Genomic DNA, 25,597 nt, shown 5'->3' with positions numbered 1-25,597 from the left:
CACCGGAAGGGGGCAGCATTGTGCAAAACTCAGCGGAGTTTACAGCTCGATCTTGCCAAAGCTGAAATCGGCAAAATCATCCACGCGCTCGGTGCGCTTGGGTGCCACGGGTGCGGCAGTCTCTGCGTCACGGGGAGCATAGGTGCGCTCGGGCACGCTGGAAGGACGGGGACCGCGGCTGCCTGCAGGACGGCCATTGCGGGGACCGCCATTCCGGGAGCTGCTGCCGCGTCCGCCGCGGAAGCCGCCATTGCGGTTGCCGCCGGGGCGGCGGCCATTGCCCCGCGGGCGGCGCTCGCCGTAGGTGTTGTCGGTCTGGGCATCGGGAGCAGTGGAGTAGATGACCACACGGCGGTCACGGCCTTCCCCCTTGCTCTCGCTGCGCACACCCTCCATCTTGCCGATGGCAGAGTGGATGATGCGGCGCTCGTAGGGGTTCATAGGCTCCATGGCAAAGCTGCGGCCGGTCTTGCGCACCTTGTTGCCAATGCGCTGTGCCAGCACGGTCAGGTCATTCTCACGCTTGTCGCGGTAGCCGGCCACATCCAGGCCCAGCTTGATGTAATCGCCTTCCAGACGGTTGGCCACCAGGCTTGCCAGATAGGACAGGCTCTCCATGGTCTCGCCGCGGCGGCCGATCAGGGCACCCAGCTTCTCGCCATCCAGACGGATGATGGTGGCCTCGCCCTTCTGCACGGCGCTGAAGGTAACATTTTCCACGCCCATCAGGGCAATGACTTCCTTCAGGTAGTCCACAGCGGCCTTGACCTTGGCGTTCTCTTCGATATTGATGGGAACTTCCGGCTCCTCACCCTCTGCGGCGGGGTCAGCAGCCTCCTCAACGGGAGCGGCCTCCTCTGCCACAGGGGCAGCGGCAGGCTCCTCGGCCTTGGGTTCCTCAGCGGGAGCTTCCTCCACAACAGGCTTCACCTCAGGCTCCACCTTCTCCTCCACCACGGGAGCGGCCGGGGCATCGGGCTCTTCCACGCTCACACGCACCTTGGCGGGGGTGGTCTTCAGGCCCAGAAAACCGGTTTTCTGGGGCATTTCGAGCACTTCATAGCTCACATTCAGGTCGTCGGCCTGCACGCCCAGCAGGGCGCAGGCTTTTGCGCGGGCTTCATCGACCGTCTTGCCGGTCGCTTCCTGAGTACGGATCATAACCGTCAATCCTCCTTCTTGTTTTCCAGCTCGCTCAGCGGAACGGTGCGCTCGTCCTTATAGCGCTCCTCATCCAGCTTGCGGGCATACTCCAGGCGGCGCTTGTTCATTTCGCTGGCGGAGATATTTTTCTCCACGACCTCGCCGGTCTTTTCATCCTTGACCTTGATGGTGGTGCTCTTTACACCGCGCTTCTGCTCCTTCTTGCGGGCAGCCATCTCGGCGGCGACCTCTGCCTTCATCTTCTCAGGGTCGTAGATCTTCTTCATCACCAGGCTCTGCACGGTCATCAGGATGTTGGAAACAACGTAGTACAGAGAGAAAGCGCTGGGCACGGTGAAGCAGAAGAAGACGTACATCAGCGGCATCATATACATGGTCAGCTTCATGCTGCCCTGCATCTCCTGGCCGCTGGCCTTCATGCTGATGTGGGTGGACAGGAACATGGTCACGATCGCCAGGACCGGGAGGATCAGCAGGGGCAGGTTCTCTGCAGCCAGGCTGTACTGGGGCACACGGGTCAGGTCGATGCCAAAGAAATCCATGTGCTGGCCGAACTCGGTGATGGTAGCCACCTGATCCGGGGTGAAGCAGGAGGAAACGGTGCTCTCGCCTGCAATGACCTGTGCAATGATGTTGGTGTCGCGGGTCACGGTGGTAAAGCTGATGCCCATGGCAGTCAGGGCCTCACCTGCGGCGGTCAGGGCATCGGCACCAATGTGGAAGATGCGCTGCAGCGGGCGGTACACCACCTCGATAACGCCGAACATGACCAGGAAGTTGACCAGCATGGGCATACAGCCTGCGGTGGGCTTGTAGCCCTGCTCCTGCAGCTTCATCAGCTCTTCCTGCTGCTTTTCGGGCTTATCGCGGTACTTTTTCTGGATCTCGGCCACCATGGGCTGGAAAGCGCTCATGCGGGCCATACTCTTCTGCTGGTTGAGCTGGAGGGGGATCTTGATCACGGTGATGAGCAGGGTGAACAGGATGATGTCCCAGCCGTAGTTGGGGATCAGCTTGTAGATCCACTCCATTACATAGCCCAAGGGCCAGCCCAGGATGTACAAAGGATTCATAGTTTCGTCCATTCTGCCCCGCCTGTGGTGCGGGACGTTTAGATTTTTATGAGAAGGACACCCCGCCCACAGTGCGGAGCGTCACAAGAAGCTGGTTATACAAGTCCGACGGGTAGCTTTCTCCTCGGAGAAACTCCCCGCCGAACTATCCATGCCGCCTTTTAAATAATTTCGATACCGAGAGCTTTCTCTCCGGGCTCACCCAGCGGCCTTTGGGCGGCACCGGGTCAAAGCCCCACCGGCCAAGCGGATTGCACCGGGCGATGCGCCAGGCGGTGAGCAGCAAGCCCTTGATGCAGCCATGGGTCTGGATGGCTTCTATGCCATACTGGCTGCAGGTGGGGGTAAAGCGGCAGTTGCGGCCCAGCCCCGGGCTGATAAAGCGCTGGTAGAACCGGATGGGCGCACAGAGCGCGTTCCGGCAGACGCGGGAGACGGGATTCACTGTTTTGCGGCCCGGTCTGCAGGCGGGACCGTGGCCGGGGGCTTTGCGCCCGGCTGCTTTGCCTTGTCGGGCAGGCCAGCCTGGGCAAAGAGCCTGGCCACCACTTCGCTGAGCTGCCAGCTCTTCAGGCGGGGGGTCATGCCCCGGGCCACGAACACCAGATCATAGCCGCCGATGTTCTGATCCAGATGCTCATCAATGGCAGCCTTCATCACGCGGCGGGCGCGGTTGCGTTGGACGGCATGGCCGATCTTTTTGGTGGCTGTCAGGCCCACGCGGGTCTTTCTGCCGCGGGTCTTGAGCACATACAGCACCAGCGCCGGGTTCACATAGGACTTGCCGCGGGCATACACGCGGCCGAACTCGCTGTTGCGGCGGATGGGACGATAGCGCACTGCTCCGTCGCCTCCTTTTCGGTTAAAAAATCGCAGAACTTCCCTAAAGGCAAAGTTCAAAATTCAGTATAGCAAAAAAACGCCGACATGAAAAGGCTGTCCGGGCGTTTTTTGTGCCAAATCTTTTGCCAAATTTTTAGTCATTCCGCGCGCAGAACGTCCAAAATAAGAAAAAGACCGCCAATTCTGGATCAGCAGTCTTTTGTGCGCATGTTCAATTCTGCGCCGGATCCCTGGCAAAGCGGGATCAGACGGTCAGGCTCTTGCGGCCCTTAGCACGGCGAGCATTGATGACCTTGCGGCCGTTCTTGGTGCTCATGCGGGTCAGAAAGCCATGAACTTCCTTGCGATGACGCTTCTTGGGCTGAAAAGTTCTCTTCATGGTTGTATCCTCCGTAAAAACTCGTCCCCGGTAATGGGGTATTTCTGGTCCCAAATTGGGGACAGGCTTGCAATTCAACAGTATATCGCACACTATCCCCTTCTGTCAAGCGTTTTTTTTACTTTCCAGCAAACTTTTTTCAAATTTCTTTGTGAAAAAGCTTTCAACTTTTTCACCGGTTCTCCGTGGAAAACTTTTCTTCCACCATATCTTGTGGCCAAAAACCGCCTTGGACACAAGAGCCGCGAGGGCACGATGGAGCGTCTTTTCTTATGTATTATAAATTACATTATAGAATATAGACGCAGGGAGATTTTTGTGGTATACTAACGGGGTATCAGCAGCATTGTTGAAAACTTCGACCAATTCAATGGAGTGGATGTTTTATGGATTCTTTCAAGGACGTTTTAGAGGCCGCCCAGGCATACTGCAAAACGCAGATGGCCGAGCCGACCTATAATCTCTACATCGACGGACTTGAGCCCATCAGCTTTGAGGACTCGAGCCATATCACCCTGTCGGTGCGCAACGATTTCATCTGCAAGATCGTCACCGACCGCTACCTCGGCCTGCTGAAAGAGGCCTTCAAGACCGTGCTGGGCTTTGACGTGGACATCACGCTGGTGGTGCCCAGCACCCCGCCCCATGAGGTGGTGCTGGCCCAACAGTACGAGGCAAACCCCGCCTCGCCCCAGGGCAATTACGAGTTCACCTTCGAGAACTTCATCAAGGGTCCCTCCAACCAGTTTGCGTTTGCTGCGGCGCAGGCGGTTGCGGCCAATCCCTCCGGAGCCTATAACCCGCTGTTCATCTACGGCGGCTCCGGTCTGGGCAAGACCCATCTGCTCACGGCCATCCAGACCGAGATCAAGCGCACCCACCCCGATTTCGTTATCATGTACGTTACCTGCGAGCAGTTCACCAACGAGCTGATCGCCGCCATCCGCGCCGGCAGCACCGAGGACTTCCGGATGAAGTACCGCGTGGCCGACCTGCTGCTGGTGGACGATATCCAGTTCATCGCCGGCAAGGAATCCACCCAGGAGGAGTTTTTCCACACCTTCAACTCCCTGCACGATGCCCACAAGCAGATCGTGATTGCCTCTGATCGCCCGGCCAAGGAGATCAAGAGCCTGGAAGAGCGCCTGCGCACCCGCTTTGAGTGGGGCCTGACCGCCGATGTCCAGCCGCCTGATTTCGAGACCCGCGTGGCCATCGTCAAGCGCAAGGCCGAGCTGCTCCACCTGGATCTGCCCGAGGATGTGGCGGAATTCATCGCCAACCACCTGAAAAACAACATCCGCCAGCTGGAGGGCGCAGTGAAAAAGCTGAACGCCTACTACATGCTGGAGGGCATCCAGCCTGTCATCAGCGTGGCACAGAATGCCATCAAGGACATCCTCAACGAGACCCAGCCCGTGCCCGTGACCATCGAGAAGATTGTGGGCGAGGTCTCCCGCACCTTCAACGTCTCCCCTGCCGACATCCGGGGCACCAAGCGGAACGCCAACGTTGCATCCGCCCGCCGCGTGGCGATCTATATCCTGCGCGAAGTCACCGGCATGAGTATGGAGGAGATCGGCCGGGAGTTCTCGGGCCGTGACCACTCCACTATCGTCTACTCCCTCAAGACCATGGAGCGGGACATGAAGAATGACCAACACCTGCGCGAAACCGTCAGCGACATCATCAAGAACGTCAAGGCCTGATGGGAAAACAGGGGCAAAAGTCATACTCTCACAGGGGATAAAACCCCAAATATGGGGAGAAATGCAGGGGAATCCGGGAAAACAGAACAAGATATTGTGGTCAGACGACAAAGTTCTCCACTCTTTCCACCGAGTTTTCAACATTCAACTTCCGTTTTGCACACCCGCCGTGGAAAGAAAAGCCGCTCCGGCCCTTTCCACAAGCCTTTCACACTGCATTCACAAGCCGGTGGAAAACCACGGAGCCGCACCATTCCACACATTTTCCGACTTTTCCACATCTTCCCCAGCCCCTACTACGAATACTACAACAAGTTCAATATAGATTTGGAGGTTTTGTCCCTGTTTTATGGGAGAAAGAACCTCAAAACTTGAATCCAAAATAAGGAGAGACGCGCAATTGAACATCATCTGCGATAAGACCCTGCTGAGTGCAGCCATTGACGGCGTTTCCAAAGCCGTTACCCTGCGCTCCACCATCCCTGTGCTGGAGGGTATCCTGCTCAAAGCCGAAGGCTTCCAGCTCACCCTGACCGGCTACGACCTGGAAATGGGCATCGTGACCACCATTGATGCCAATGTCAAAGAGCCCGGCGAAGTAGTGCTGAACGCCAAGCTGCTCAGCAGCATGGTCAGCCGGATGCCTTCCGGCCAGATCAACATCCAATCTGCTGAAAATGGAAAAACCACCATCCAGAGCGGTGTGGCACAGTTCGAGATCCAGTCCATGAACCCCACCGATTTCCCCGAACTGCCCAACACCGGGGCCGAGGAGACCCTGAACATCAAGACCGGCGTGCTCCGTGATATGATCGAGCGCACCCTGTACGCCGTCAGTCAGGATGAGAAAAAACCTGCGCATACCGGTGAATTATTTGAGATCTCGCCGGATAAGCTGACCGTTGTTGCGCTGGACGGCTACCGTCTGGCCATTGTGGAACGGCCGGTGGAAGCCATAAAGGAGATCCGCATCATCGTGCCCAGCAAGACCATGAACGAGGTCTCCCACCTGCTGGCCAACGACGACGAGGAGACCGTGCACATCTCCGCAAACCGCCGCTATGTGGTGTTCACCACCGCCGGTTACACCATTATGAGCCGCCTGATCGAGGGCGAATTCCTCAACTACCACAACGTCATCCCCAATGGCAGCCGCACCAGCGTGGTTCTGGACACCAAGGAGTTCATCGAGACCATCGAGCGTGCCTCCCTGATCATTACAGAGCGTTTAAAAAATCCCCTCCGCATCAGTTTTACAGAGGGTAAAGTGGTGGTCCGCTGCCAGACCAATCTGGGCCGCGTGGTGGATGAATTCAACGCGCAGTGCGAGGGCGATGAGGTGGAGATCGGTTTCAACAACCGCTATCTGCTGGATGCCCTGCGCAACGCCCGCACCGAGCAGGTCAAACTGGAGATCAGCGGCCCGCTGAGCCCGGTCAAGGTTCTGCCTACCGAGGGCAGCGACTTTTTGTATCTGGTCCTGCCTGTCCGCTTCAAGAATGATTGAGAGGCATAAAAATGCAAAAAATTCTCATCCATACGGAATTTATCAAGCTGGATGCCCTGCTGAAATATGCGGGCCTGTGTGAGACCGGCGGCGAAGCCAAAGAGCTGGTGCAGGGCGGTGCTGTCAAGGTGAACGGTGAGGTCTGCACCATGCGGGGCAAAAAATGCCGCGCCGGGGATGTCGTCGAGCTGGACGGCCAGACCGTGGAAGTGGGACAGGGCCAGTAAACCATGCGCCTGCTTTCCTTAGAAGTAACGAATTACCGCAATATTGCATCGGCAAGCCTGACCCCGGGCCGGGAGCTGACCGTGATCTGCGGCAACAACGGCCAGGGCAAGACCAACCTGCTGGAGGCCATCTGGCTGCTGACCGGCGGCAAGAGCTTCCGGGGCGGCAAGGATGCAGAGCTGGTGCGGCGGGGTGAGCCTTTTGCCGTGCTGGAAGCCTCCACGCTCCGGGCACAGCAGGAGGAACAGGAGCCTGACGAGCCGAACCGTGTCCGGCTGACGGTGGGTACCCCGGATTCCCAGCGGCCCGGGCGGTACGCCTCGGTGAACGGGGCAGCCCCCAGGCGGGCGGCAGGGCTTGCCGGCAGTTTTCCGGCTGTCGTGTTCGACCCCGGCCACCTGAGTCTGGTCAAGGGAGCGCCCGAGGGGCGGCGCAAATTTCTGGATGCCGCCCTCTGTCAGCTCTACCCCGGTTACCTGACCGTGTATCGCCGCTATCTGCGGGCCCTGCAGCAGAAAAACGCGCTGCTGCGCCGCTCCCCTGCCGGGCAGGAACGTCCCTACGCCGAAAAAATGGCCCTGCTCGAGGTGCTGAACACCGAGCTTGCCGCGCAGGGGGAAGCCATCCAGCAGCGGCGGCGGGCCTACCTGGAACGTCTGGCCCCGCTGGCCTGCGCCAATTACGAGGAGCTTTCCCATGGGGCGGAGCGGATGGAGCTGCGGTATGCCGCTCAGTTTGAGCCGGGTGGTCTGGCAGCCCTGCTCAAAGCCCGCCAGAATGAGGAAGTCCGGGCCGGGCAGAGCCTGTGCGGCCCCCACCGGGAAGATCTGGAGCTGCTGCTGGACGGCCAGCCCGCCAGGGTTTTTGCCAGCCAGGGGCAGCAGCGCAGTGTGGTGCTCAGCCTGAAAATGGCCGAAGCCGCCGCCGCTGCTGCCATCACCGGGGAGCACCCCGTCCTCTTGCTGGACGACGTGCTCAGTGAGCTGGATGACGGCCGCAAGCAGTATCTGCTGACCCGGATGCGGGAAAAACAGACTTTCGTCACCAGCTGTGACGATACGGCCTTCCTGAAAACGGATGGCGAGGTCTACCGCATGAACGGCGGTGTCCTGAGTAAAATCTGAAATGGAGAAATGTTGCATCGCTGTATTGCATAGAATACGGAAAATGTGACAGAATATGCAGTCTGCATCTGCGGGAGAATATACGCAATGTATATCCATCTGGGCCGGGACTATGTCCTGAATGACCGTGATATCATCGGCATCTTCAATCTGGAGACCACCACCGTCTCCCCCCGGGGGCGGGAATTTCTCAACTATGCCCAGAAGAATGGGGCCGTGGTCAGCCTTTCGGATGACCTGCCCCAGTGTTATGTTCTGGCCGATGCCCCCGTGGACACCGTTTATCTTTCGGAGCTGTCCAGCGCGGCCATGAAGCGGCGCACCGAAATGTCGTTCTGAAAAAATCAACAACGATCCAATCGATTGAAAAAATATCAAGTAAAGGGAGAAAGGATATGGCAGAGGAAATCATCACCAGCACCAATGTGGAAACCGCGACCGACCATGAGTATAATGCCAGCGAGATCCAGGTCCTGAAGGGTCTGGAGGCCGTGCGCAAGCGTCCCGGCATGTATATCGGCTCCACCGGTGAGCGGGGCCTGCATCATCTGGTCTACGAGATCGTGGACAACGCCATTGATGAAGCACTGGCAGGCTACTGCAACCACATTGAGGTCAAGATCTTAAAGGATAACATCATTCAGGTCACCGACAACGGCCGCGGCATCCCCGTGGATATCCAGGCCGATACCGGTCTGCCCGCCGTCACCGTCGTCTATACCATCCTGCACGCAGGCGGTAAGTTCGGCGGCGAGAACTCCGGCTACAAGGTGGCCGGCGGTCTGCACGGTGTCGGCGCGTCCGTGGTCAACGCCTGCTCTGAGTGGCTGAGGGTCAATGTCCGCCGCGACGGCCATGAATACGAGCAGACTTTCCGCCGCGGCGACCCGGACGGCCCCCTGAAGTGTCTGGGCACGGTGGCCGAGGGGGTCACCGGCACCCGCGTCACCTTCAAGCCTGACCCTGAGATGTTCAAGGACACCACCGTCTATAACTTCGAGACGCTGGAAAAGCGTCTGCGCGAGGAGAGCTTCCTGAACGCCGGTGTCAAGATCACCCTGACCGATGAGCGGGAGCTTTACACCCCCGTTCTGGAGGATGGCCAGGAGGGCGACCCCTGCTACCGCACCGAGGTCATGTGCTATGAGGGCGGCATCAAGAGCTTTGTCACCTATCTGGGCGAAAAGCGCAATCTGGAGGTGCTCCACCCCAATGTCATCTACCTCAAGGGCCAGACCGAGCGGGGCATGGCCGAGATCGCGCTGCAGTATAATTCCAGCTACAACGAGCTGCTGCTGAGCTTTGCCAACAACGTCAACACCCCGGACGGCGGCACCCATGAAGAGGGTTTCCGCACCAGCCTGACCCGTGTGTTCAACGATTACGGCCGCAGCCACGGCCTGCTGAAGGATAAGGACGAGAACCTGTCCGGCTCCGATGTCCGCGAGGGCCTCATCTGCGTCATTTCCGTCAAGCTGCAGGAGGCAGAGTTCGAGGGCCAGACCAAGGCAAAGCTGGGCAATACCGAGATCCGCACCCTTGTTTCCAACATGGTGTACACCAAGCTGATGGAGTTCTTTGAGGAGAACCCGGGCGTGGCAAAGGCCATCTTTGAAAAGGCCACCCAGGCAGCCCGCGCCCGCGCCGCCGCCAAAAAGGCCCGGGAGCTGGTGCGCCGCAAGAGCGCGCTGGAGACCAGCCGGATGCCCGGCAAGCTGGCTGACTGCCGTGAAAAAGACCCCACCCGCACCGAGATCTTCATCGTCGAGGGTGACTCTGCAGGCGGCTCCGCCAAGATGGGCCGTGACTCCGCCATTCAGGCCATCCTCCCCCTGTGGGGCAAGATGCTGAACGTGGAAAAAGCCCGCGCGGACCGCATCTACGGCAACGATAAGCTGATGCCCGTTGTGCTGGCTCTGGGCTGCGGCATCGGCGAGGAATTCGATATCTCCAAGCTGCGGTATGATAAAGTGTTCATCATGGCCGATGCCGATGTCGATGGTTCTCACATCTGCACCCTGATGCTGACCTTCTTCTTCCGCTATATGCGCCCCCTCATCGAGCAGGGCCATGTCTATGTCGCTCAGCCGCCCCTGTTCAAGGTGCAGAAGGGCAACACCATCAAGTACGCCTACAACGATGCTGAAATGGCCATCCTCTCGCAGGAGATGCCCGGCGCAAAGGTCAACCGCTATAAGGGCCTTGGTGAGATGAACCCCGAACAGCTGTGGGAGACCACCATGAACCCCGATAACCGCGTCATCGTTCAGATCACCATTGAGGATGCCGAAAAGGCCGATGAAGCCTTTACCATCCTGATGGGCGACCAGGTGGAGCCCCGCCGCCGCTTTATCGAGACCAACGCCCAGTACGCGAAGCTGGATGTGTAATTGGAGGAAACAATGGAAGAAGATTATGTGATGATACCGGGCAGCGGTACCAAAAAGATCATCCGCGATGTCAAGAAGGAGATCGAGACCGCGTTCCTGGACTACTCCATGTCAGTCATCGTGTCCCGCGCCCTGCCCGATGTGCGCGACGGCCTGAAGCCCGTCCACCGCCGCATCCTGTATACCATGCACGAGCGCGGCAACGACCCCAGCCATGCATACCGCAAATCCGCCGACACCGTTGGTGCGGTGCTGGGCTCCTACCACCCCCACGGCGACGCATCCGTTTACGATGCCATGGTCCGTCTGGCACAGGATTTCTCCCTGCGCTACCCGCTGGTGGATGGTCAGGGTAACTTTGGTTCTGTGGACGGCGACCCCCCGGCTGCTTACCGTTACACCGAGGCCCGCATGAGCCGCATGGCCGTGGAGATGCTGACCGATATCGACAAGGATACCATCGACTGGGACCCCAACTTTGATGAGACCAAGAAGGAGCCCAGCGTTCTGCCCTGCCGTTTCCCGAACCTGCTGGTCAACGGCAGTCAGGGCATCGCTGTTGGTATGGCCACCAACATTCCGCCCCACAACCTGAGTGAGGTCATTGACGGCTGTGTGGCCTATATCGAGGACCCGGACATCGACCTGCCCGGCCTGATGGAGCACATCAAGGGCCCCGATTTCCCCACCGCCGGCATCATCATGGGCCGCAGCGGCATCCGTGCTGCCTACGCCACCGGCCGCGGCAAGATCACCCTGCGCGGCCGCGCCACCATTGAAGAAAAGAAGAATGGCCGCGCCCAGATCATCGTGACCGAGATCCCCTACATGGTCAACAAGGCACGCCTCATTGAGAACATTGCCGACCTGGTCAAGGAAAAGCGGATCGAGGGCATCAGCGATCTGAACGATGAGACCAACCGCAAGGGTATGCGCATCGTCATTGACGTGCGCAAGGATGCCAACCCCCAGGTCGTCCTGAATCAGCTGTACCAGTACACCCAGCTGCAGGATACTGTGGGTGTCATCATGCTGGCCATCGACCACAAGGTGCCCAAGGTGATGACCCTGAAGCAGATGATCCAGAAGTATGTGGAGTTCCAGGACGAGGTGGTGCGCCGCCGCACCCAGTATGACCTGAAAAAGGCCCGGGAACGCGCCCACATTCTGGAAGGCCTGAAGAAGGCCACCGACATCGTGGATGAGCTGATCGCCACCATCCGTGCCTGCAAGGGCGGCATGAGCGAGGCTAAGGCTGCCATCATGGAGCAGTTCGGCTTTGATGACCCGCAGGCAGATGCCATCGTCAAGCTGCAGCTGGGCCGTCTGGCTGGTCTGGAGATCCTGAAGATCGAGGAAGAGCTGGGCTCCCTGAACGCCAAGATCCGGGATTGGGAAGAGATCCTGGCCGATGATGCCCGCGTGCTGGAGATCGTCAAGAGTGAGCTGCTGGAAATGAAGCGCCGCTTTGGCGATGACCGCCGCACCGAGATCGAGACCGTGACCGGCGAGGTGGATATCGAGGATCTGATCGCTGAGGAGCAGTGCGTTTATACCCTGACCGAGGCCGGTTATATCAAGCGCCAGCTCAAGGCCACTTATCAGGCCCAGAAGCGCGGCGGCCGCGGTATCTCCGGCATGACCCGCAAGGAAGAGGACATCGTGCAGGAGATGTTCGTGGGCTCCACCCATGATTATGTCCTGTTCGTTACCGATAAGGGCCGCCTGTTCCGCATCAAGGGCTACACCATTGCCGAGGGCAGCCGCACCAGCAAGGGCACCAACATTGTGAACCTGCTGCAGCTGGCCGAGGGCGAAAAGGTCACCAATATGCTCTGCCAGAGCAAGGATACGACCAACGAAGGCGGTTTCGTGACCATGGTCACAAAGCAGGGCCTCATCAAGCGCACCCCGCTGGAGCAGTATGCGAACATCCGCAAGAGTGGTCTGATCGGCATTGCCCTGAACGAGGGGGATGCGCTGGCTTGGACAAGACTGACCTCCGGCCACGATATGCTCATCGTTGCCACCCGCAACGGTCAGGCCATCCGCTTCAATGAGGAGGATGCCCGTCCCATGGGCCGCAGCGGCCACGGCGTGCGCGCCATCAAGCTGGCCGAGGGCGACGAGGTCGTGGGTGTCTGCATCTGCCGTGAGAACGCCACCATCCTGACCGTGACTGAGAACGGCAAGGGCCGCCGGTCCGACATCGACACCTACCGCATCACCGCCCGCGGCGGCAAGGGCATCCGCAACTACGATGCCTCCAAGGACAAGGTCGCCGCGGTCAAGATCGTGGACGATGTGGATGACGTGCTGCTGAGCAGCCAGGAGGGCATCATCATCCGCCTGCACGCCAATGAGATCCCGGTGCAGAGCCGCTACGGCTCCGGTGTCCGTGTCATGCGTCTGGGCGAGAATGATAAGGTCATGGTCCTGGCCCGTACCGACCACGATGATGAAGCCCAGACCGAGACGGTAGAGGCTGAGGAGGGCGATGAGCCCACCGCAGAGCAGCTGGCCGCCATGGAAGCAGCCGATGAGGCATCTGCCTCCGAGGCACCGTCTGAGGATTGAGCCTCTCCTGCCAAAGAAAATGGAAAAGTTAGCCTGGACTTCTATCAGAAAATATGATAGACTAGCGAAACGATCACAAAATCCCATGGGGGAGTAGCAGGCGCTGTTTGCAGACGGCGCAGCAAGTCAACACAATGACAGCACTGCTGTCTGGCTTGCTTTCATTTGCGAGACTCATGTGTTATGGTGCGGAGTACCACGCCCAACACATGGAGTTCATTTGTAAAAAATGACCCGAGACCGGACGTGCACGCGCGCCGATCTCGGGTTTTGTTTTTGCCGCACCGTAATTTTGGTCAGATTCAGGAGGCATTCAGTTATGGAATGGAGTTTTTTATTTTTTCTCAACAGTGCACTGCTGGGCGTGGGCCTTGCCATGGACGCGTTTTCGGTCTCGATGGCAAACGGTCTGCATGATCCCGGCATGTCCCGAAAGAGGATGTGCATTATTGCAAGCACCTTTGGCGTGTTTCAGGCCGTGATGCCCATGACAGGCTGGGTCTGCGTCCATACCATCGTGGAGATGTTCTCCTCCTTTGAAACGTTCATCCCCTGGATCGCCCTTGCCCTGCTGGGCTATATCGGCGGCAAGATGCTGATTGATGGCATCCGGGGCGAGGAAACCGAGGAAGCCGCCGCGCTGAGTGCCGGTGCCCTCTTCATGCAGGGCGTGGCCACCAGCATCGATGCCCTCTCGGTGGGCTTTACCATTGCGGAGTATGGCTGGCTGATGGCGCTGGCAGCTTCCGGCATCATTGCCGTCGTCACCTTCTTCCTCTGCATGGCGGGCCTGCACATCGGCAAAGAGTTCGGCACCAGGCTCTCCGGCAAGGCCTCTGTTCTGGGCGGTGTCATCCTCATCGGCATTGGGCTGGAGATCTTCATCTCCGGCGTATTCTTCTGAAAAAACGGGCAAAGAAAACCGGCACAGCGTCAGGCAGGCGCTGTGCCGGTTTTGTTCCCCGTGGAACATTTTTAAGGGTGCATTATTTTTCCGGCTCAAAGTAGTCGGCATATTCCCCGGTGAGCTTAGAGCCCAGCCGCCGGATGCCGCCGTAGAGGTGGCGCTCCACCAGCGGCTCAAAGGCGGCAAGATCACACCGCTCAATGGCGGCGATGATGTTCTGGTGGTCGGCGATCACCTCGTCCAGCCCGCCGCTGGTCATGGTGTCCAGCATCCGGAAACGGCTGTAATCGGCGTGGGCGTTCTGTAAGGTGCGCCACAGATACATTTTTCCCATGGCGGCAAACCATGTCTCGTGGAGCAGGCGGTCTGCCTCGTAGAGCTTGTTGTAGTCGATCTCTTCGGCACGGGCCAGCGCGGCGTAGGCATCGGCCTGCCGCCGGATGAGTGCCCGCTGCTCCGGTGTGCACTTGGGCGAGAAGTCCCGCAGGACGCGGGCTTCCACAGCGGTGCGCTCGTAAATGAGCTCATCCACGATCTCCCGGTTCAGCCGGGTCACAGTGGTACCTTTGTAGGGCACGATCTTCACCAGCCCGTTCTCCTGCAGCCGCTGCAGAACCACTCGGATCATGGAGCGCGGTGCCCCGAAGCGTGCGCAGAGCGGGTTTTCGCTCAACGAACTGCCCGGCCGCAGGGTCAGGTCGATGATCTCCCGCTCCAGTACAGCGTAAATTTCAGCGTCGGTCTTGTATTGCTGTTCCATATCACTCACCTAGTTGAAATGATTATTCCTTTAGCGGGCTCGCCCTCTCAGTCATCGCTACGCGATGCCAGCTCCCCCAAAGTGGGAGCCCTTGGCAGTCCACGCAAACTTCATCTTTTTGCCAAGGCCTCTCCCTTTGGGAGAGGTGTCACCGCAGGTGACGGAGAGGGCGAGGATGTTGACCATGCGCAACAGCCTTATTCCAAAAACTCCTTCCACGGTGCGGCGGCGGGCAGGGGCAGAGAAAAGGCCATGGGCTTGCCGGTCTCCGGGTGGACGAACTGCAGCCCTGCGCTCTGCAGGGAAATGTCCCCTTTGAACCGGCTGCCATATTTGCCGTCTCCGTAAAGCGGGTGCTTCCGGGAGGCAAACTGCACCCGAATCTGATGTGTCCGTCCGGTGTGGAGCGTGATCTCCGCAAGGCTCAGGGAACCGTCCGGTGCCGTCTCTACGATGCGGTATTCCAGCACGGCTTCCCGCACCCCCTTGCGGGGGCGCTTTACCGGAAAGACCCGGCCTTTCCGGCTGTCCTTGAACAGATAGTCCCGCAGGATGCCCTCGGGCGGCAGCTGTTCGTCCGGCCCGCCTGCGATCACGGCCCGGTATGTTTTAAGAAAGCAGGGCTGTGCCGGTGCACCGGGGCCAGCCTCTGCCCTGCCGTCCAGAATGGCATAGGCCTGCTGGCTCTCCGTCACCTGCTTTGTCAAGGCAGCTGCGGCTCCGGGGGTTCTGGCATAGACCATCAGCCCCGAAACACCGGTGTCCAGCCGGTGGATGACCCCAACGTATGCATCCGGCCTGCCCCACCGCTGGCGCAGGGCAGCGGGCACGCCATCCTCGCTGGTCAGCCCGGCGGGCTTGTCCAGCACCACAAGGGCAGTATCTTCGTAGAGAATGTTCACAGCTTGCCCTCGTCCAACAGGGCCTTGAGCTTGAGCACGCCTGCAATGGTCTTGCCGTCCTTGATCTCGCCGCGCATCACCATCTCATAGGCCTGGGTCAGCGGTACCCGGTCAGGGGTCAGGAACTCGTCCGCATCCAGATGCATCCGGGTCTCGTGCAGACCGGTGGCCACCCAGGTGTAGATGACCTCGGTATCATAGCCCACGGTGGGGTAGAACTCGCCCAGGGAAGTATACTTGTCGGCGGTCAGGCCGCACTCCTCCTCCAGCTCTCGCTTGGCGGCTTCAAAGGGGTCCTCCCCTTTTTCCAGCTTGCCGGCGGGCAGCTCCCACAGCTCCTGCTGCATGGCGTAGCGGAACTGGCGCACCATGCAGATGGTGCCGTCCTCAAAGTAGGGCACGATGCAGGCTCCGCCGTGGTGGTGGACCACCTCGCGGGTGGCGGTCTTTCCATTTTCCAAAAGGGCGGTATCTTTGGTCAGGGTGACCACCCGGCCCTCGAACAGCACCTCACTTGTGAGCATCTTTTCAAAATGTGCAGCGTCCATCGTATTTGCGTCCTTTCCAGATGATAATGATGCTGGTTCAAGTTTACGGCAACAAAGCGCCGGTTGTCAATTCAAAATTGAGGATAAATTAAGAAAAATACAGCAAAAAAGCCGGATTCTTAATAATCTGTCAGGTTAGATGCAACAAAAAACACAAGCGTAAAAAAGCACCAAAAAATTTCTTGAAATTTTGTTGCGTTTTGCCAGTGGGTATGCATTTACTTTGAGGGCGGAATTTGCTAATATAATATATGAGCAATAGTGCCTTTTGGGGTTCTCCGGCCCCAGCGGGGCGCGATTGCCCCGCGCAAAAGGTACCAAATTCTGAACAATGGAGGAAGAAAAATGCCTAGAGCAAAGCAAACCATGGATGGCAATACCGCTGCCGCTCATGTAGCATACGCCTACACGGACGTGGCTGCTATCTACCCCATTACCCCGTCTTCTCCGATGGCTGACTCTGTGGACCAGTGGTCCGCAGCTGGTCAGAAGAACATCTTCGGCAACCAGGTCAAGGTCGTCGAGATGGAGTCTGAGGCCGGCGCTGCCGGCGCTGTGCACGGCTCTCTGGGTGCAGGTGCTGTTACCACCACCTTCACCGCTTCTCAGGGCCTGCTGCTGATGATCCCCAACATGTACAAGATCGCTGCTGAGCAGCTGCCCTGCGTGTTCGATGTTTCTGCACGTACCGTTGCTACCCAGTCCCTGAACATCTTCGGTGATCACAGCGACGTTATGGCATGCCGCCAGACCGGCTTCGCAATGCTGGTCGAGAGCAGCGTGCAGGAAGTTATGGATCTGTCCCCTGTTGCCCATCTGGCAGCAATCGAGGGCAAGGTTCCCTTCCTGAACTTCTTCGATGGCTTCCGTACTTCTCACGAGTACCAGAAGATCGAGAAGTGGGACTACGCTGATCTGAAGGAAATGTGCAACATGAAGGCTGTTGAGGAGTTCCGTGCCAAGGCTCTGAACCCCGAGCACCCCAAGATGCGCGGTTCCCACGAGAACGGCGACGTGTTCTTCCAGCACCGTGAGGCCTGCAACTCCGTTTACGATGCACTGCCCGCAGTGGTCGAGAAGTACATGGCCAAGATCAACGAGAAGCTGGGCACCAACTACGATCTGTTCAACTACTACGGCGCACCCGATGCTGACCGTGTGATGATCGCTATGGGCTCTGTCTGCGACGTTGCTGACGAAGTCGTCGACTACCTGAACGCCAAGGGCGAGAAGGTCGGTATCGTCAAGGTCCGCCTGTACCGTCCCTGGGTGTCCTCCGCTCTGCTGAAGGTCCTGCCCAAGACTGCCAAGAAGGTTGCAGTTCTGGATCGTACCAAGGAGCCCGGCTCCCTGGGCGAGCCCCTGTACCTGGATGTTGCTGCTACCCTGCGTGAGGCCGGCATGAACGATGTCGTCCTGACCGGCGGCCGTTACGGCCTGGGCAGCAAGGACACTCCCCCGTCCTCCATCTTCGCTCTGTTCAAGGAGCTGGAGAAGGATCAGCCCAAGGAGCGCTTCACTCTGGGCATCACCGATGATGTCACCGGTCTGTCCCTGCCCGAGGTCAAGCCCGCTCCCATCACCGCAGCTGCTGGCACCAAGGAGTGCAAGTTCTGGGGTCTGGGCGGCGACGGTACTGTCGGCGCAAACAAGAACTCCGTCAAGATCATCGGCGACCACACTGATAAGTATGTTCAGGCATACTTCCAGTATGACTCCAAGAAGACCGGCGGCGTGACCATCAGCCACCTGCGTTTCGGCGACAAGCCCATCCGCAGCCCCTACTACATCAACCAGGCTGACTTCGTGGCCTGCCACAACCCCGCTTACATCCACATGGGCATGAAGATGGTCCAGGATGTCAAGCCCGGCGGCGTGTTCATGATCAACTGCCAGTGGACCGATGAGGAGCTGGGCCAGCACCTGAACGCTGAGGCCAAGAAGTACATTGCTGACAACAACATTCAGCTGTACACCATCAACGCCATCGATAAGGCTATCGAGATCGGTATGGGCAAGCGCACCAATACCATCCTGCAGTCCGCTTTCTTCAAGCTGGCTGACGTTATGCCCATCGAGGACGCTGTCAACTTCATGAAGCAGGCAGCTCAGAAGAGCTACGGCAAGAAGGGCCAGGACGTTGTTGAGATGAACTGGAAGGCCATCGATGCCGGTGTTGACGCGATCCACAAGGTCGACGTTCCCGCTTCCTGGTCCAACCCCGAGGCTGATCCCGCTCCCAAGGCTCTCACCGGCCGTCCGGAGCTGGTCAAGCAGATCCGTGATGTCATGGAGCCCATCGCTCGTATGGACGGCGACAGCCTGCCCGTTTCCGCTTTCGTTGCAAATGCAAACGGCGAGTGGGAGCAGGGCGCATCTGCATACGAGAAGCGCGGCACCGCTGTGAACGTTCCCGAGTGGGATGCTTCCAAGTGCGTCGGCTGCAACCAGTGTGCATTCGTCTGCTCTCATGCTACCATCCGTCCCTTCCAGCTGACCGCTGACGAGCTGGCAGCTGCTCCTGCTCAGACCAAGAGCCGTGACAACCGCCCCGCAAACGAGTACAAGTTTGTGATGGCTGTTTCTCCTCTGGACTGCATGGGCTGCGGCGAGTGCGTCACCGTCTGCCCCACCAAGGCAATTGCTATGGTTCCTCAGGAGAGCCAGGCCGATCAGCAGGCAGTCTTCGACTACTGCGTCGCCAACATCTCCAAGAAGCCCAGCAAGTTTGCTGATGACACCGTCATTGGTTCTCAGTTCAACCAGCCCCTGCTGGAGTTCTCCGGCTCCTGCGCAGGCTGTGCCGAGACCTCTTACGCTCGCCTGATCACTCAGCTGTTCGGCGAGAAGATGTACATCTCCAACGCTACCGGCTGCTCCTCTATCTGGGGCGGTACCGCTTCCATCTCTCCGTACACCGTCAACAAGGACAGCGGCCATGGTCCTGCATGGTGCAACTCCCTGTTCGAGGATAACGCTGAGCATGGTCTGGGCCTGTACCTCGGCCAGAAGACCGTTCGTGAGAACCTGATCAAGCGCATTGCTGAGGTTGCTGGTTCTGACAAGGCTTCCGCTGAGCTGAAGGCTGCCTTCGACAAGTTCATGGAGACCAAGAACAACACCAAGGCAAACGACGAACCCGCCAAGGCTCTGATCGCTGAGCTGGAGAAGGCTGCTGCCGCTGGCTGCACCGAGTCCGCTGAGATTCTGAAGAGCAAGGAGTTCATCGCCAAGAAGTCCGTCTGGATCTTCGGTGGTGACGGCTGGGCATACGACATCGGCTTCGGCGGCCTGGATCACGTCCTGGCTTCCGGCGAGGATGTCAACGTCATGGTCTTCGATACTGAGATGTACTCCAACACCGGTGGACAGGCATCCAAGGCTTCCAACATTGGTGAGGTCTGCCAGTTCGCTGCTGCTGGTAAGGAAATCAGCAAGAAGAGCCTGTCCGAGATCGCAATGACCTACGGTTACATCTATGTTGCTCAGATCGCTCTGGGCGCTAACATGAACCAGGCTGTCAAGGCGATCGCTGAGGCTGAGGCTTATCCCGGCCCCTCTCTGATCATCGGCTACGCTCCCTGCGAGCTGCACGGTGTGAAGGGCGGCATGACCAACTGCCAGAACGAGATGAAGAAGGCAGTTGAGGCTGGTTACTGGAACCTGTTCACCTTCAACCCCGCCAACAAGGCTCAGGGCAAGAACCCCTTCACCCTGACCTCCAAGGCTGTGGATGCCGAGAAGTATCAGGCACTGCTGGCAAACGAGACCCGTTACAGCCGCCTGACCCGTGCATTCCCCGAGCGTGCAAAGGCTCTGTTCGCACGCAACGAGCAGGTTGCAAACGATCGTTACGAGCACCTGACCCGTCTGGTCGAGCTGTACAAGTAATCCTGTTTTCTGAACAATGGCTGGCAATGGCCGCAGCGGCACCCTAGTCCGCAAGGCGGCTGCTCCGCACTGGCGATTACTGCGCAACGCAGCAGTGCGAAACTGCGGCCCCGCCGCCCTGAACAAAGCATGATGAACGTGCAAACGAGCATTTGCGCAAACTTCTGATTTCATTCCCTCGCCCGCCGCGGCCCGCGAACCGCGCCGGGCAGGGTGTTTGAAATACCAAAGCGCCCGCGAGGGTCCTTGAAAGCACACCCCGCGTGTGTCAGGAGCATAAGGTCTGGCAACAGATACCTTGTTCCGCCTGCTGCATAAGACCTGCCCTGCAGGGATCTTGCCGCAGTCAAAAACGAATCCGTTTTTAGCGCCCCGCTCACTTTATAGTGAACGGGGCGTATTTTTGTGTAAGAAAACAGAAACCGCTGTACGGAATGTTCCATACAGCGGTTCTCTCATCCATATACTATTTTGCGGAAACAGGAACGAATTCAATTTTGACCTGCATTCCCATACCGGCGGCAAGGCGCTGCAGCGTCCGCAGAGAAGGATTTGCGTTGCCGTTTTCCAGTTTGCTGATGTCTGCCTGAGCAATGCCGGTACGCTCCGAGAGCTCCTTCTGGGTCAGGCCGCTTACCTTCCGGGCATCGATCATTGCCTGTACCAGTGAAAGCTCTGGCTGAAGTGCCTCCCACTCCGCTTTGAATTCAGGGTCTTCCAGTTGTTTGTTGAGAAAATTCCGAAAATCACTCACGATATCTTCTCCTTTCGTTCAAGATAGTCTGCACGATATTTTTTGGCCAGGGCAATTTCCTCTGGTGGCGTTTTTTGCGTTTTCTTGATAAAGCCGTTGGTCAGAACAATGCGCTTTCCAATGTAAAAGAAATACAGAACACGTGTGATATTGCTGCTCTGCTTAGCACGGATCTCAAAAATCCCGTCCCCAATAAACTTGGAGTAGGGCTCCCGCAGCTGTGGCCCGTTGGCTTCCAGCAGTGCGACAGCACCCAATACCTTTGCACGCATTTTGGTGTCAAGGGATTCCAGAAAATCATCTACCGGACAGTCGCCATTCTCCTTATGATAGAAGTCTACATCGTAACATTCCAAGCGGCAGCCCTCCTCTATGGGATATATCCTATTTCTATAATATATGATATATCCCATTTTGTCAAGGGTGCGATAAAAATATCTTCTCGCTATTTTACAATTTCTTCATAGGATTTTCATGCAAACCCGTGCTTTTGGTGCTATACTACTGACATAAGGAACCGGGGCCGCAACCGATTCCTTGTACATGATTCCTCCTCACACCAAGGCAATATCCAAACAGAAAGCCCCTTTCAGTGGTCCGCAAGCACTGGAAGGGGCTTTCTGCGTGTTTTGGTGGAAATTCCCGCCTGATTCGGTGCATTTAGGGTTGACCGGCCTTTTGGCCGGCGCTATAATAAAAAGTGGAAAAGATCTTTAGGAGGTGAACGCAGGACAATGGACCCGGATCATAGTCGAAGATGCGGTTTTGGTGCGATAGGACGGGACATAGAGCAGGCTGCGTTCGCCTTTTTTGCCCGGTAAGAGGTGCTGTTCGGGCACTTCTCAGCGGGGAGAAAGGGCGCGGCTTTGTGCGCGTGGAAGCCCTGGCGAAGGGTGGATGCGGGCCGTTGGCGGCGCTTTTTGTTTTGCCCTGTACCAACCGCCGGAATACGGTAGGAGGTACGCAAAATGGAAATGGAAGAAAAGAAAAATGAACTGACCGAGGCCGCCCTGCCTGTGCAGGAGCTGCCCGCTGATATCCCGGACGAGGTGCGCCAGAAGCTGGCCAAGGATCTGAACGAGGAAGCCACGGAGGACCTGAAGCAGGACATCCGGGAGGCCGAGAAAGAGGAAGCACGGGACGAAGAGGTCAAGGCTGACCCCGAGATGCTGACCAAGAGCCGCCTGCTCAAGATGCTGGTAAAAAAGCAGTACGTCAAGCTGCGTGAGGTCACCGAGGAGGAGCAGCCCGCCGACCTGGCAGAGCTGCTGGAGGAGCTGGACGAGAACAACCGTCTGGTGGTGTTCCGCCTACTGAAAAAGGAAGTGGCCACCGAGGCCTTCGCCTATATGTCCGATGAAGCCCGGGATGACCTGGTCAACGCCTTCTCCGACGTGGAGCTGGTCAGCGCCATTGAGGAGATGAGCCTGGACGATGCTGCCGACCTGCTGGAGGATATGCCCGCAGGCGTGGTCAAGCGGGTGCTGGAGAAATCCTCCAAGCAGACCCGCGAGAGCCTGAACAAGCTGCTGAACTACCCCGAGAGCTCGGCCGGCAGCCTGATGACCCCTGAATATGTCCGGCTGAAAAAAGAGATGAATGTCCGGCAGGCGCTGGATGCCATCCGGCGGCAGGGCGAGAACGCCGAGACCGTTTATATCAACTATGTTGTGGAGCGCAACCGCCTGAAGGGTGTTGTTTCTGCCCGTGACCTGCTGCTGGCAGACCCCGATACCCCGCTGGCCGATATTATGGACGACAACGTGGTCACCGTGAAGGTCACGGATGACCAGGAGTTTGTGGCCCGTGAGATGCAGCGCTACGACTTTACCGCAATGCCCGTTGTGGACAACGAGGGCATGTTTGTGGGCATTATCACCATCGACGATGCAATCGATGTTCTGACCGATGAGAGCACCGAGGATATGCAGAAGATGGCCGCCATTCTGCCTGCGGATGAGGCCACGACTTATTTTGGCACCAGTGTCTGGACCCACGCCAAGCAGCGCATCCCCTGGCTGCTGATCCTGATGCTGTCGGCCACCTTCACCGGTATGGTCACCACCCATTACGAGGAAGCCTTTGTCAGCCTACCCCTGCTGGTCTCCTTCATGCCCATGCTGATGGATACCGCCGGCAACTGCGGCAACCAGATCAGCACCCTGATGGTGCGCGGTCTGGCGCTGGGCGAGGTGGAACCCGCCGATTTCCTCAAGGTGCTGGCCAAGGAACTCCGCGTTTCCGCGATCGTGGGTGCGGTGCTGGGCTTGGTGAACGGTCTGCGCATCTACCTGATGTACACCTTCATCTTTGCCGGTCAGTATGACAATGTGATGGGCTATGCCATCGTCGTCAGCGTGTCGCTGTTCTTCAGCGTCATCCTGGCAAAGCTGGTGGGCGGTATGCTGCCCCTTGCCGCCAAGAAGCTGGGTGCGGACCCGGCCATCATGGCGACCCCCTTCATCACCACCATCGTGGATGCCTGCAGCTTGATCCTGTACTTCCAGATCGCGCAGGTCGTGTTCCGGAATATGATGTAACGTTTGATTTTATAGGAGCAACCTTCTCAGTCAAAGCCTGACGGCTTTGACTGAGAGGGTTGTTTCTTTTTGTTGAAAACTCAGGTTTTCCCGCTGTTTTCCACAGGTCGATTTTTGTAGAAAATGGGTGTGGAAAACTACCGTCTCCTTCATTCCAACGGGGAGAAATTCAAGGAGCGGATTTTCTGCCTGCTGTAAAAAGTAAATTTTCGGGTTTGACTTTCTTTCAGAAAAAAGGTGCAAAGGCCCATAATTCCCCTGATTTTCGCAAAGATTCGCGCGGTACAATACACCATGTATAAACCACATCACAGGAAAATGTGGAAAACTCAGTGGAAAAAGTGGAAAATATCGTGGGAAAACCGGGCCTTTTTTCACAATTCCGGTGGAAAACCCAGTGGAAAGAGTGGATAAGTCCATCTGAACACACCAAAAGTGGATACAACCTGCTGTTTTAGCACTCGGATGAACAGACAGCCAGATCCCTTTGTTCACACCCTTCGCCTTGAATGGCCCTGCCAATCATGGTACAATGAAAAAAGAGAGCGTTCCCGGCCAACGGGGCGCAAATTTTACGAATAACGGAGGCTTCTGCCTATGAACTGGATCACCAAGCTGGAACGGAAATACGGCCGGTTCTGCATTCCCAACCTCATCAACATCCTCATCGGCGGCCAGATCCTGGTCTACGCCATTGAACTGTTCGTCAACCAGTATATTTCCTTTTATCTCTCCCTGAGCCGCAGTGCCCTGTTCGCCGGGCAGATCTGGCGGCTGTTCACCTTTGTGCTGGTGCCTTTTTCAGGCGGCGGGCCGCTCAGCGTGGTGCTGGGCATCTATTTTACCTGGTTCGTCGGCAGTGCGCTGGAACGGGAGTGGGGCGATTTCCGCTTCAACCTTTATGTCCTGCTGGGGATGGCAGGCGCGTGGCTGGCCTGCCTGCTGACAGGCTCTGCCGATACCTACTGTCTGTCCCTTTCCCTTCTGCTGGCCTTTGCCATGCTTTACCCGGAGCTGCAGGTGCTGCTCTTCTTCGTCATCCCCCTCAAGGTGAAATATTTCGGCATCTTTGCCGCTGCCCTGTGGGTGTTCAGCTTCCTGAGCATGGGGATGCTGGGCAAGCTGAACTATCTGCTCTGTATGCTGGGCTTCCTTCTGTTCTTCGGGCCGCAGGCCTGGCATAACATCCGCGCCTGGGTGCGCCGGGAGCAGTGGAAGAGGAAAAATCGGAGATGATGATTGATCGTCTGGAAGGCAATTCGGAATTAAAGACCAGCGTCCGGCTGATGCTGGGGGGCCGCCGCATGACCCACAGTGTTCTGCTGGTGGGCGAAGAGGGGCTGGGAACCGGGTTTGCGGCCCGCTGCGTGGCGGCGGATTACCTTTACCCCAACGGCGGCGCGCCCGCCGAAGCCCTGCTCCGGGGCGAGTGCTGCCGTGCCGTGGCAAAGGCCGGTAAGCGCGACAGCGGCCAGATCGAGACGGGCATCGTCCGGGAAGCCATCTCCGTGACCGGTATGGGCAGCGGCGGGCGGTATCTGGTCGGTCAGGTCACGGCCATGCGCAGCGAGATCTTCAACACCAGCCTTTCGGCAGAGGGACGCGCAGTGCTGCTCTACCATGTGGAGCGGATGAACGAGGAATCGGCCAACGCCCTGCTGAAGGTCATGGAGGAGCCGCCCGAGGGCGTGCTTTTTCTGTTGACGGCGGATTCGCTGGCAGGTGTTCTGCCCACCATCCGGAGCCGCTGCATCAGCTTTGCAGTGGCTCCCGTCTCCCCCGCCGATTGCGCCCGCTACTGCACTGCACAGGGGGTGGACAGCAAGGATGCCACCCTGTACAGTGAGCTGTTCGATGGCCACATCGGCACAGTGCTGGATGCGGCCCGGGATGAGGCCCGCCGGGCGCAGGTGGACAAGGCGCTTGCCCTTGCCAAAGCAGCGGCCGCGCAGGACAGCTATGCCGCCGCTGTTCTGCTGTCAGCTTACGAAAAGGATAAGGTGGGGGCCGCCGCTCTGCTGGCTGATTTCCGGGCCGTAGCGGCCGCAGGACTGCGCGGCAGCCCCCGTGCCCTGGTGCAGGGCGATGCCGCCCGCAAGGCCCTTGCAGCCGCCGATGCGGCGATCCAGCGGCTGGGTGCGCAGGTGAACCCTAAGATCACCTTGAGTGTGCTGGCCGCAAGATTCCGGGGGCTGTAACCCGTACCTGCCGAGCGTTAGCGACGGCTGAGAGGTTTAGCCGGGTTTTGCCCAAAACAAAAAGCTCCCCCTTCGGGGGAGCTGTCGAGCGTTAGCGAGACTG

At 58.2% G+C, this 25,597-nt stretch carries 23 protein-coding genes; 12 read left to right on the top strand and 11 right to left on the bottom strand.

What is annotated here, in order from left to right; all coding sequences use genetic code 11:
* Positions 1-39: 39 nt before the first annotated feature.
* From jag to rpmH, 5 genes are all read right to left on the bottom strand, one after another.
* Complete coding sequence (gene jag, locus D3F01_RS05940) at positions 40-1,161, bottom strand: RNA-binding cell elongation regulator Jag/EloR (RefSeq protein ID WP_242886831.1); 1,122 nt, start codon at positions 1,159-1,161, stop codon at positions 40-42.
* A gap of 5 nt (positions 1,162-1,166) precedes the next feature.
* A complete protein-coding gene (yidC, locus tag D3F01_RS05935) occupies positions 1,167-2,249 on the bottom strand; it encodes a YidC/Oxa1 family membrane protein insertase (protein ID WP_242886829.1) in 1,083 nt (360 codons plus the stop codon).
* Between the two features lie 133 nt (positions 2,250-2,382).
* Positions 2,383-2,682, bottom strand: coding sequence for a membrane protein insertion efficiency factor YidD (yidD, locus tag D3F01_RS05930; RefSeq protein ID WP_098924012.1), 300 nt, complete (start codon positions 2,680-2,682; stop codon positions 2,383-2,385).
* Positions 2,679-3,077, bottom strand: a complete 399-nt coding sequence (gene rnpA / locus D3F01_RS05925) for a ribonuclease P protein component (RefSeq protein WP_117534290.1) — start codon at positions 3,075-3,077, stop codon at positions 2,679-2,681. Before rnpA ends, yidD begins: the two co-directional genes overlap by 4 nt.
* Positions 3,078-3,324: 247 nt before the next feature.
* Positions 3,325-3,459, bottom strand: a complete 135-nt coding sequence (gene rpmH, locus D3F01_RS05920; protein ID WP_005929142.1) for a 50S ribosomal protein L34 — start codon at positions 3,457-3,459, stop codon at positions 3,325-3,327.
* A 386-nt stretch (positions 3,460-3,845) separates the two neighbouring features.
* On the opposite strand from rpmH, the gene dnaA reads away from it, so the two are divergent.
* The 8 genes from dnaA to D3F01_RS05880 all read left to right on the top strand — a co-directional run bounded on the left by dnaA (position 3,846) and on the right by D3F01_RS05880 (position 13,898).
* A complete protein-coding gene (dnaA, locus tag D3F01_RS05915; protein ID WP_005929139.1) occupies positions 3,846-5,168 on the top strand; it encodes a chromosomal replication initiator protein DnaA in 1,323 nt (440 codons plus the stop codon).
* Positions 5,169-5,568: 400 nt separating this feature from the next.
* A complete protein-coding gene (gene dnaN, locus D3F01_RS05910; RefSeq protein WP_097773091.1) occupies positions 5,569-6,675 on the top strand; it encodes a DNA polymerase III subunit beta in 1,107 nt (368 codons plus the stop codon).
* 11 nt (positions 6,676-6,686) lie between these two features.
* Complete coding sequence (locus D3F01_RS05905; protein ID WP_005929126.1) at positions 6,687-6,902, top strand: RNA-binding S4 domain-containing protein; 216 nt, start codon at positions 6,687-6,689, stop codon at positions 6,900-6,902.
* A 3-nt stretch (positions 6,903-6,905) separates the two neighbouring features.
* Positions 6,906-8,027, top strand: a complete 1,122-nt coding sequence (locus D3F01_RS05900) for a DNA replication/repair protein RecF (protein ID WP_097769896.1) — start codon at positions 6,906-6,908, stop codon at positions 8,025-8,027.
* Positions 8,028-8,114: 87 nt separating this feature from the next.
* A complete protein-coding gene (locus D3F01_RS05895; protein ID WP_005929118.1) occupies positions 8,115-8,366 on the top strand; it encodes a DUF370 domain-containing protein in 252 nt (83 codons plus the stop codon).
* 56 nt (positions 8,367-8,422) lie between these two features.
* On the top strand, positions 8,423-10,417 hold the full coding sequence (gyrB, locus tag D3F01_RS05890; RefSeq protein ID WP_117476648.1) for a DNA topoisomerase (ATP-hydrolyzing) subunit B: 1,995 nt from the start codon (positions 8,423-8,425) through the stop codon (positions 10,415-10,417).
* 12 nt (positions 10,418-10,429) lie between these two features.
* A complete protein-coding gene (gene gyrA, locus D3F01_RS05885; protein WP_242886826.1) occupies positions 10,430-12,994 on the top strand; it encodes a DNA gyrase subunit A in 2,565 nt (854 codons plus the stop codon).
* A gap of 319 nt (positions 12,995-13,313) precedes the next feature.
* Positions 13,314-13,898: a manganese efflux pump MntP family protein gene (locus D3F01_RS05880; RefSeq protein WP_242886823.1), complete on the top strand. Its 585-nt coding sequence runs from the start codon at positions 13,314-13,316 to the stop codon at positions 13,896-13,898.
* 82 nt (positions 13,899-13,980) lie between these two features.
* Here the strand turns inward: D3F01_RS05880 and D3F01_RS05875 are convergent, their stop codons facing one another.
* From D3F01_RS05875 to D3F01_RS05865, 3 genes are all read right to left on the bottom strand, one after another.
* Positions 13,981-14,661, bottom strand: a complete 681-nt coding sequence (locus D3F01_RS05875) for a GntR family transcriptional regulator (protein ID WP_097769891.1) — start codon at positions 14,659-14,661, stop codon at positions 13,981-13,983.
* A gap of 197 nt (positions 14,662-14,858) precedes the next feature.
* Positions 14,859-15,563 (bottom strand): RluA family pseudouridine synthase, encoded by a 705-nt coding sequence (locus tag D3F01_RS05870; RefSeq protein ID WP_242886820.1) that lies wholly within the window; start codon positions 15,561-15,563, stop codon positions 14,859-14,861.
* Positions 15,560-16,111, bottom strand: a complete 552-nt coding sequence (locus D3F01_RS05865; protein WP_097769889.1) for an NUDIX hydrolase — start codon at positions 16,109-16,111, stop codon at positions 15,560-15,562. The genes D3F01_RS05870 and D3F01_RS05865 overlap by 4 nt, the downstream gene beginning before the upstream one ends.
* Positions 16,112-16,456: 345 nt before the next feature.
* Between D3F01_RS05865 and nifJ the strand changes: the two genes are divergently transcribed.
* Positions 16,457-20,002 carry a pyruvate:ferredoxin (flavodoxin) oxidoreductase gene (gene nifJ, locus D3F01_RS05860; RefSeq protein WP_117534299.1) on the top strand — a complete coding sequence of 1,182 codons (3,546 nt, stop codon included), beginning with the start codon at positions 16,457-16,459 and terminating at the stop codon, positions 20,000-20,002.
* Positions 20,003-20,468: 466 nt separating this feature from the next.
* Here the strand turns inward: nifJ and D3F01_RS05855 are convergent, their stop codons facing one another.
* Complete coding sequence (locus D3F01_RS05855; protein ID WP_242886804.1) at positions 20,469-20,756, bottom strand: helix-turn-helix transcriptional regulator; 288 nt, start codon at positions 20,754-20,756, stop codon at positions 20,469-20,471.
* Positions 20,753-21,112: a type II toxin-antitoxin system RelE/ParE family toxin gene (locus D3F01_RS05850; protein WP_035393236.1), complete on the bottom strand. Its 360-nt coding sequence runs from the start codon at positions 21,110-21,112 to the stop codon at positions 20,753-20,755. Before D3F01_RS05850 ends, D3F01_RS05855 begins: the two co-directional genes overlap by 4 nt.
* 612 nt (positions 21,113-21,724) lie before the next feature.
* Here D3F01_RS05850 and mgtE point away from each other — a divergent pair.
* On the top strand, positions 21,725-23,296 hold the full coding sequence (mgtE, locus tag D3F01_RS05845; protein WP_242886802.1) for a magnesium transporter: 1,572 nt from the start codon (positions 21,725-21,727) through the stop codon (positions 23,294-23,296).
* Positions 23,297-23,326: 30 nt separating this feature from the next.
* Here the strand turns inward: mgtE and D3F01_RS05840 are convergent, their stop codons facing one another.
* Complete coding sequence (locus tag D3F01_RS05840) at positions 23,327-23,791, bottom strand: hypothetical protein (protein ID WP_242886800.1); 465 nt, start codon at positions 23,789-23,791, stop codon at positions 23,327-23,329.
* Between the two features lie 102 nt (positions 23,792-23,893).
* Here D3F01_RS05840 and D3F01_RS05835 point away from each other — a divergent pair, with 102 nt between their 5' ends.
* Together D3F01_RS05835 and D3F01_RS05830 are read left to right on the top strand one after the other, a co-directional pair.
* Positions 23,894-24,532: a rhomboid family intramembrane serine protease gene (locus D3F01_RS05835; protein ID WP_097769884.1), complete on the top strand. Its 639-nt coding sequence runs from the start codon at positions 23,894-23,896 to the stop codon at positions 24,530-24,532.
* Positions 24,529-25,494, top strand: coding sequence for a hypothetical protein (locus D3F01_RS05830; protein WP_242886798.1), 966 nt, complete (start codon positions 24,529-24,531; stop codon positions 25,492-25,494). The genes D3F01_RS05835 and D3F01_RS05830 overlap by 4 nt, the downstream gene beginning before the upstream one ends.
* Positions 25,495-25,597 lie beyond the last annotated feature (103 nt).

The sequence above is a fragment of the Faecalibacterium sp. BCRC 81149 genome (genome assembly GCF_022750605.1).
Classification (GTDB): Bacteria; Bacillota; Clostridia; order Oscillospirales; family Ruminococcaceae; genus Faecalibacterium; species Faecalibacterium duncaniae.
This window is presented reverse-complemented; position numbering and strand designations above follow the sequence as displayed.

Excerpts from the sequence above, each read along its gene's own strand:
- D3F01_RS05875 (WP_097769891.1), bottom strand. The coding sequence starts at position 14,661 with ATGGAACAGCAATACAAGACCGACGCTGAAATTTACGCTGTACTGGAG.
- gyrB (WP_117476648.1), top strand. The coding sequence starts at position 8,423 with ATGGCAGAGGAAATCATCACCAGCACCAATGTGGAAACCGCGACCGAC.
- nifJ (WP_117534299.1), top strand. The coding sequence starts at position 16,457 with ATGCCTAGAGCAAAGCAAACCATGGATGGCAATACCGCTGCCGCTCAT.
- D3F01_RS05835 (WP_097769884.1), top strand. The coding sequence starts at position 23,894 with ATGAACTGGATCACCAAGCTGGAACGGAAATACGGCCGGTTCTGCATT.
- D3F01_RS05900 (WP_097769896.1), top strand. The coding sequence starts at position 6,906 with ATGCGCCTGCTTTCCTTAGAAGTAACGAATTACCGCAATATTGCATCG.
- D3F01_RS05865 (WP_097769889.1), bottom strand. The coding sequence starts at position 16,111 with ATGGACGCTGCACATTTTGAAAAGATGCTCACAAGTGAGGTGCTGTTC.
- D3F01_RS05880 (WP_242886823.1), top strand. The coding sequence starts at position 13,314 with ATGGAATGGAGTTTTTTATTTTTTCTCAACAGTGCACTGCTGGGCGTG.
- D3F01_RS05895 (WP_005929118.1), top strand. The coding sequence starts at position 8,115 with ATGTATATCCATCTGGGCCGGGACTATGTCCTGAATGACCGTGATATC.
- rpmH (WP_005929142.1), bottom strand. The coding sequence starts at position 3,459 with ATGAAGAGAACTTTTCAGCCCAAGAAGCGTCATCGCAAGGAAGTTCAT.
- D3F01_RS05830 (WP_242886798.1), top strand. The coding sequence starts at position 24,529 with ATGATGATTGATCGTCTGGAAGGCAATTCGGAATTAAAGACCAGCGTC.
- gyrA (WP_242886826.1), top strand. The coding sequence starts at position 10,430 with ATGGAAGAAGATTATGTGATGATACCGGGCAGCGGTACCAAAAAGATC.
- D3F01_RS05905 (WP_005929126.1), top strand. The coding sequence starts at position 6,687 with ATGCAAAAAATTCTCATCCATACGGAATTTATCAAGCTGGATGCCCTG.
- dnaA (WP_005929139.1), top strand. The coding sequence starts at position 3,846 with ATGGATTCTTTCAAGGACGTTTTAGAGGCCGCCCAGGCATACTGCAAA.
- yidC (WP_242886829.1), bottom strand. The coding sequence starts at position 2,249 with ATGGACGAAACTATGAATCCTTTGTACATCCTGGGCTGGCCCTTGGGC.
- jag (WP_242886831.1), bottom strand. The coding sequence starts at position 1,161 with ATGATCCGTACTCAGGAAGCGACCGGCAAGACGGTCGATGAAGCCCGC.
- mgtE (WP_242886802.1), top strand. The coding sequence starts at position 21,725 with ATGGAAATGGAAGAAAAGAAAAATGAACTGACCGAGGCCGCCCTGCCT.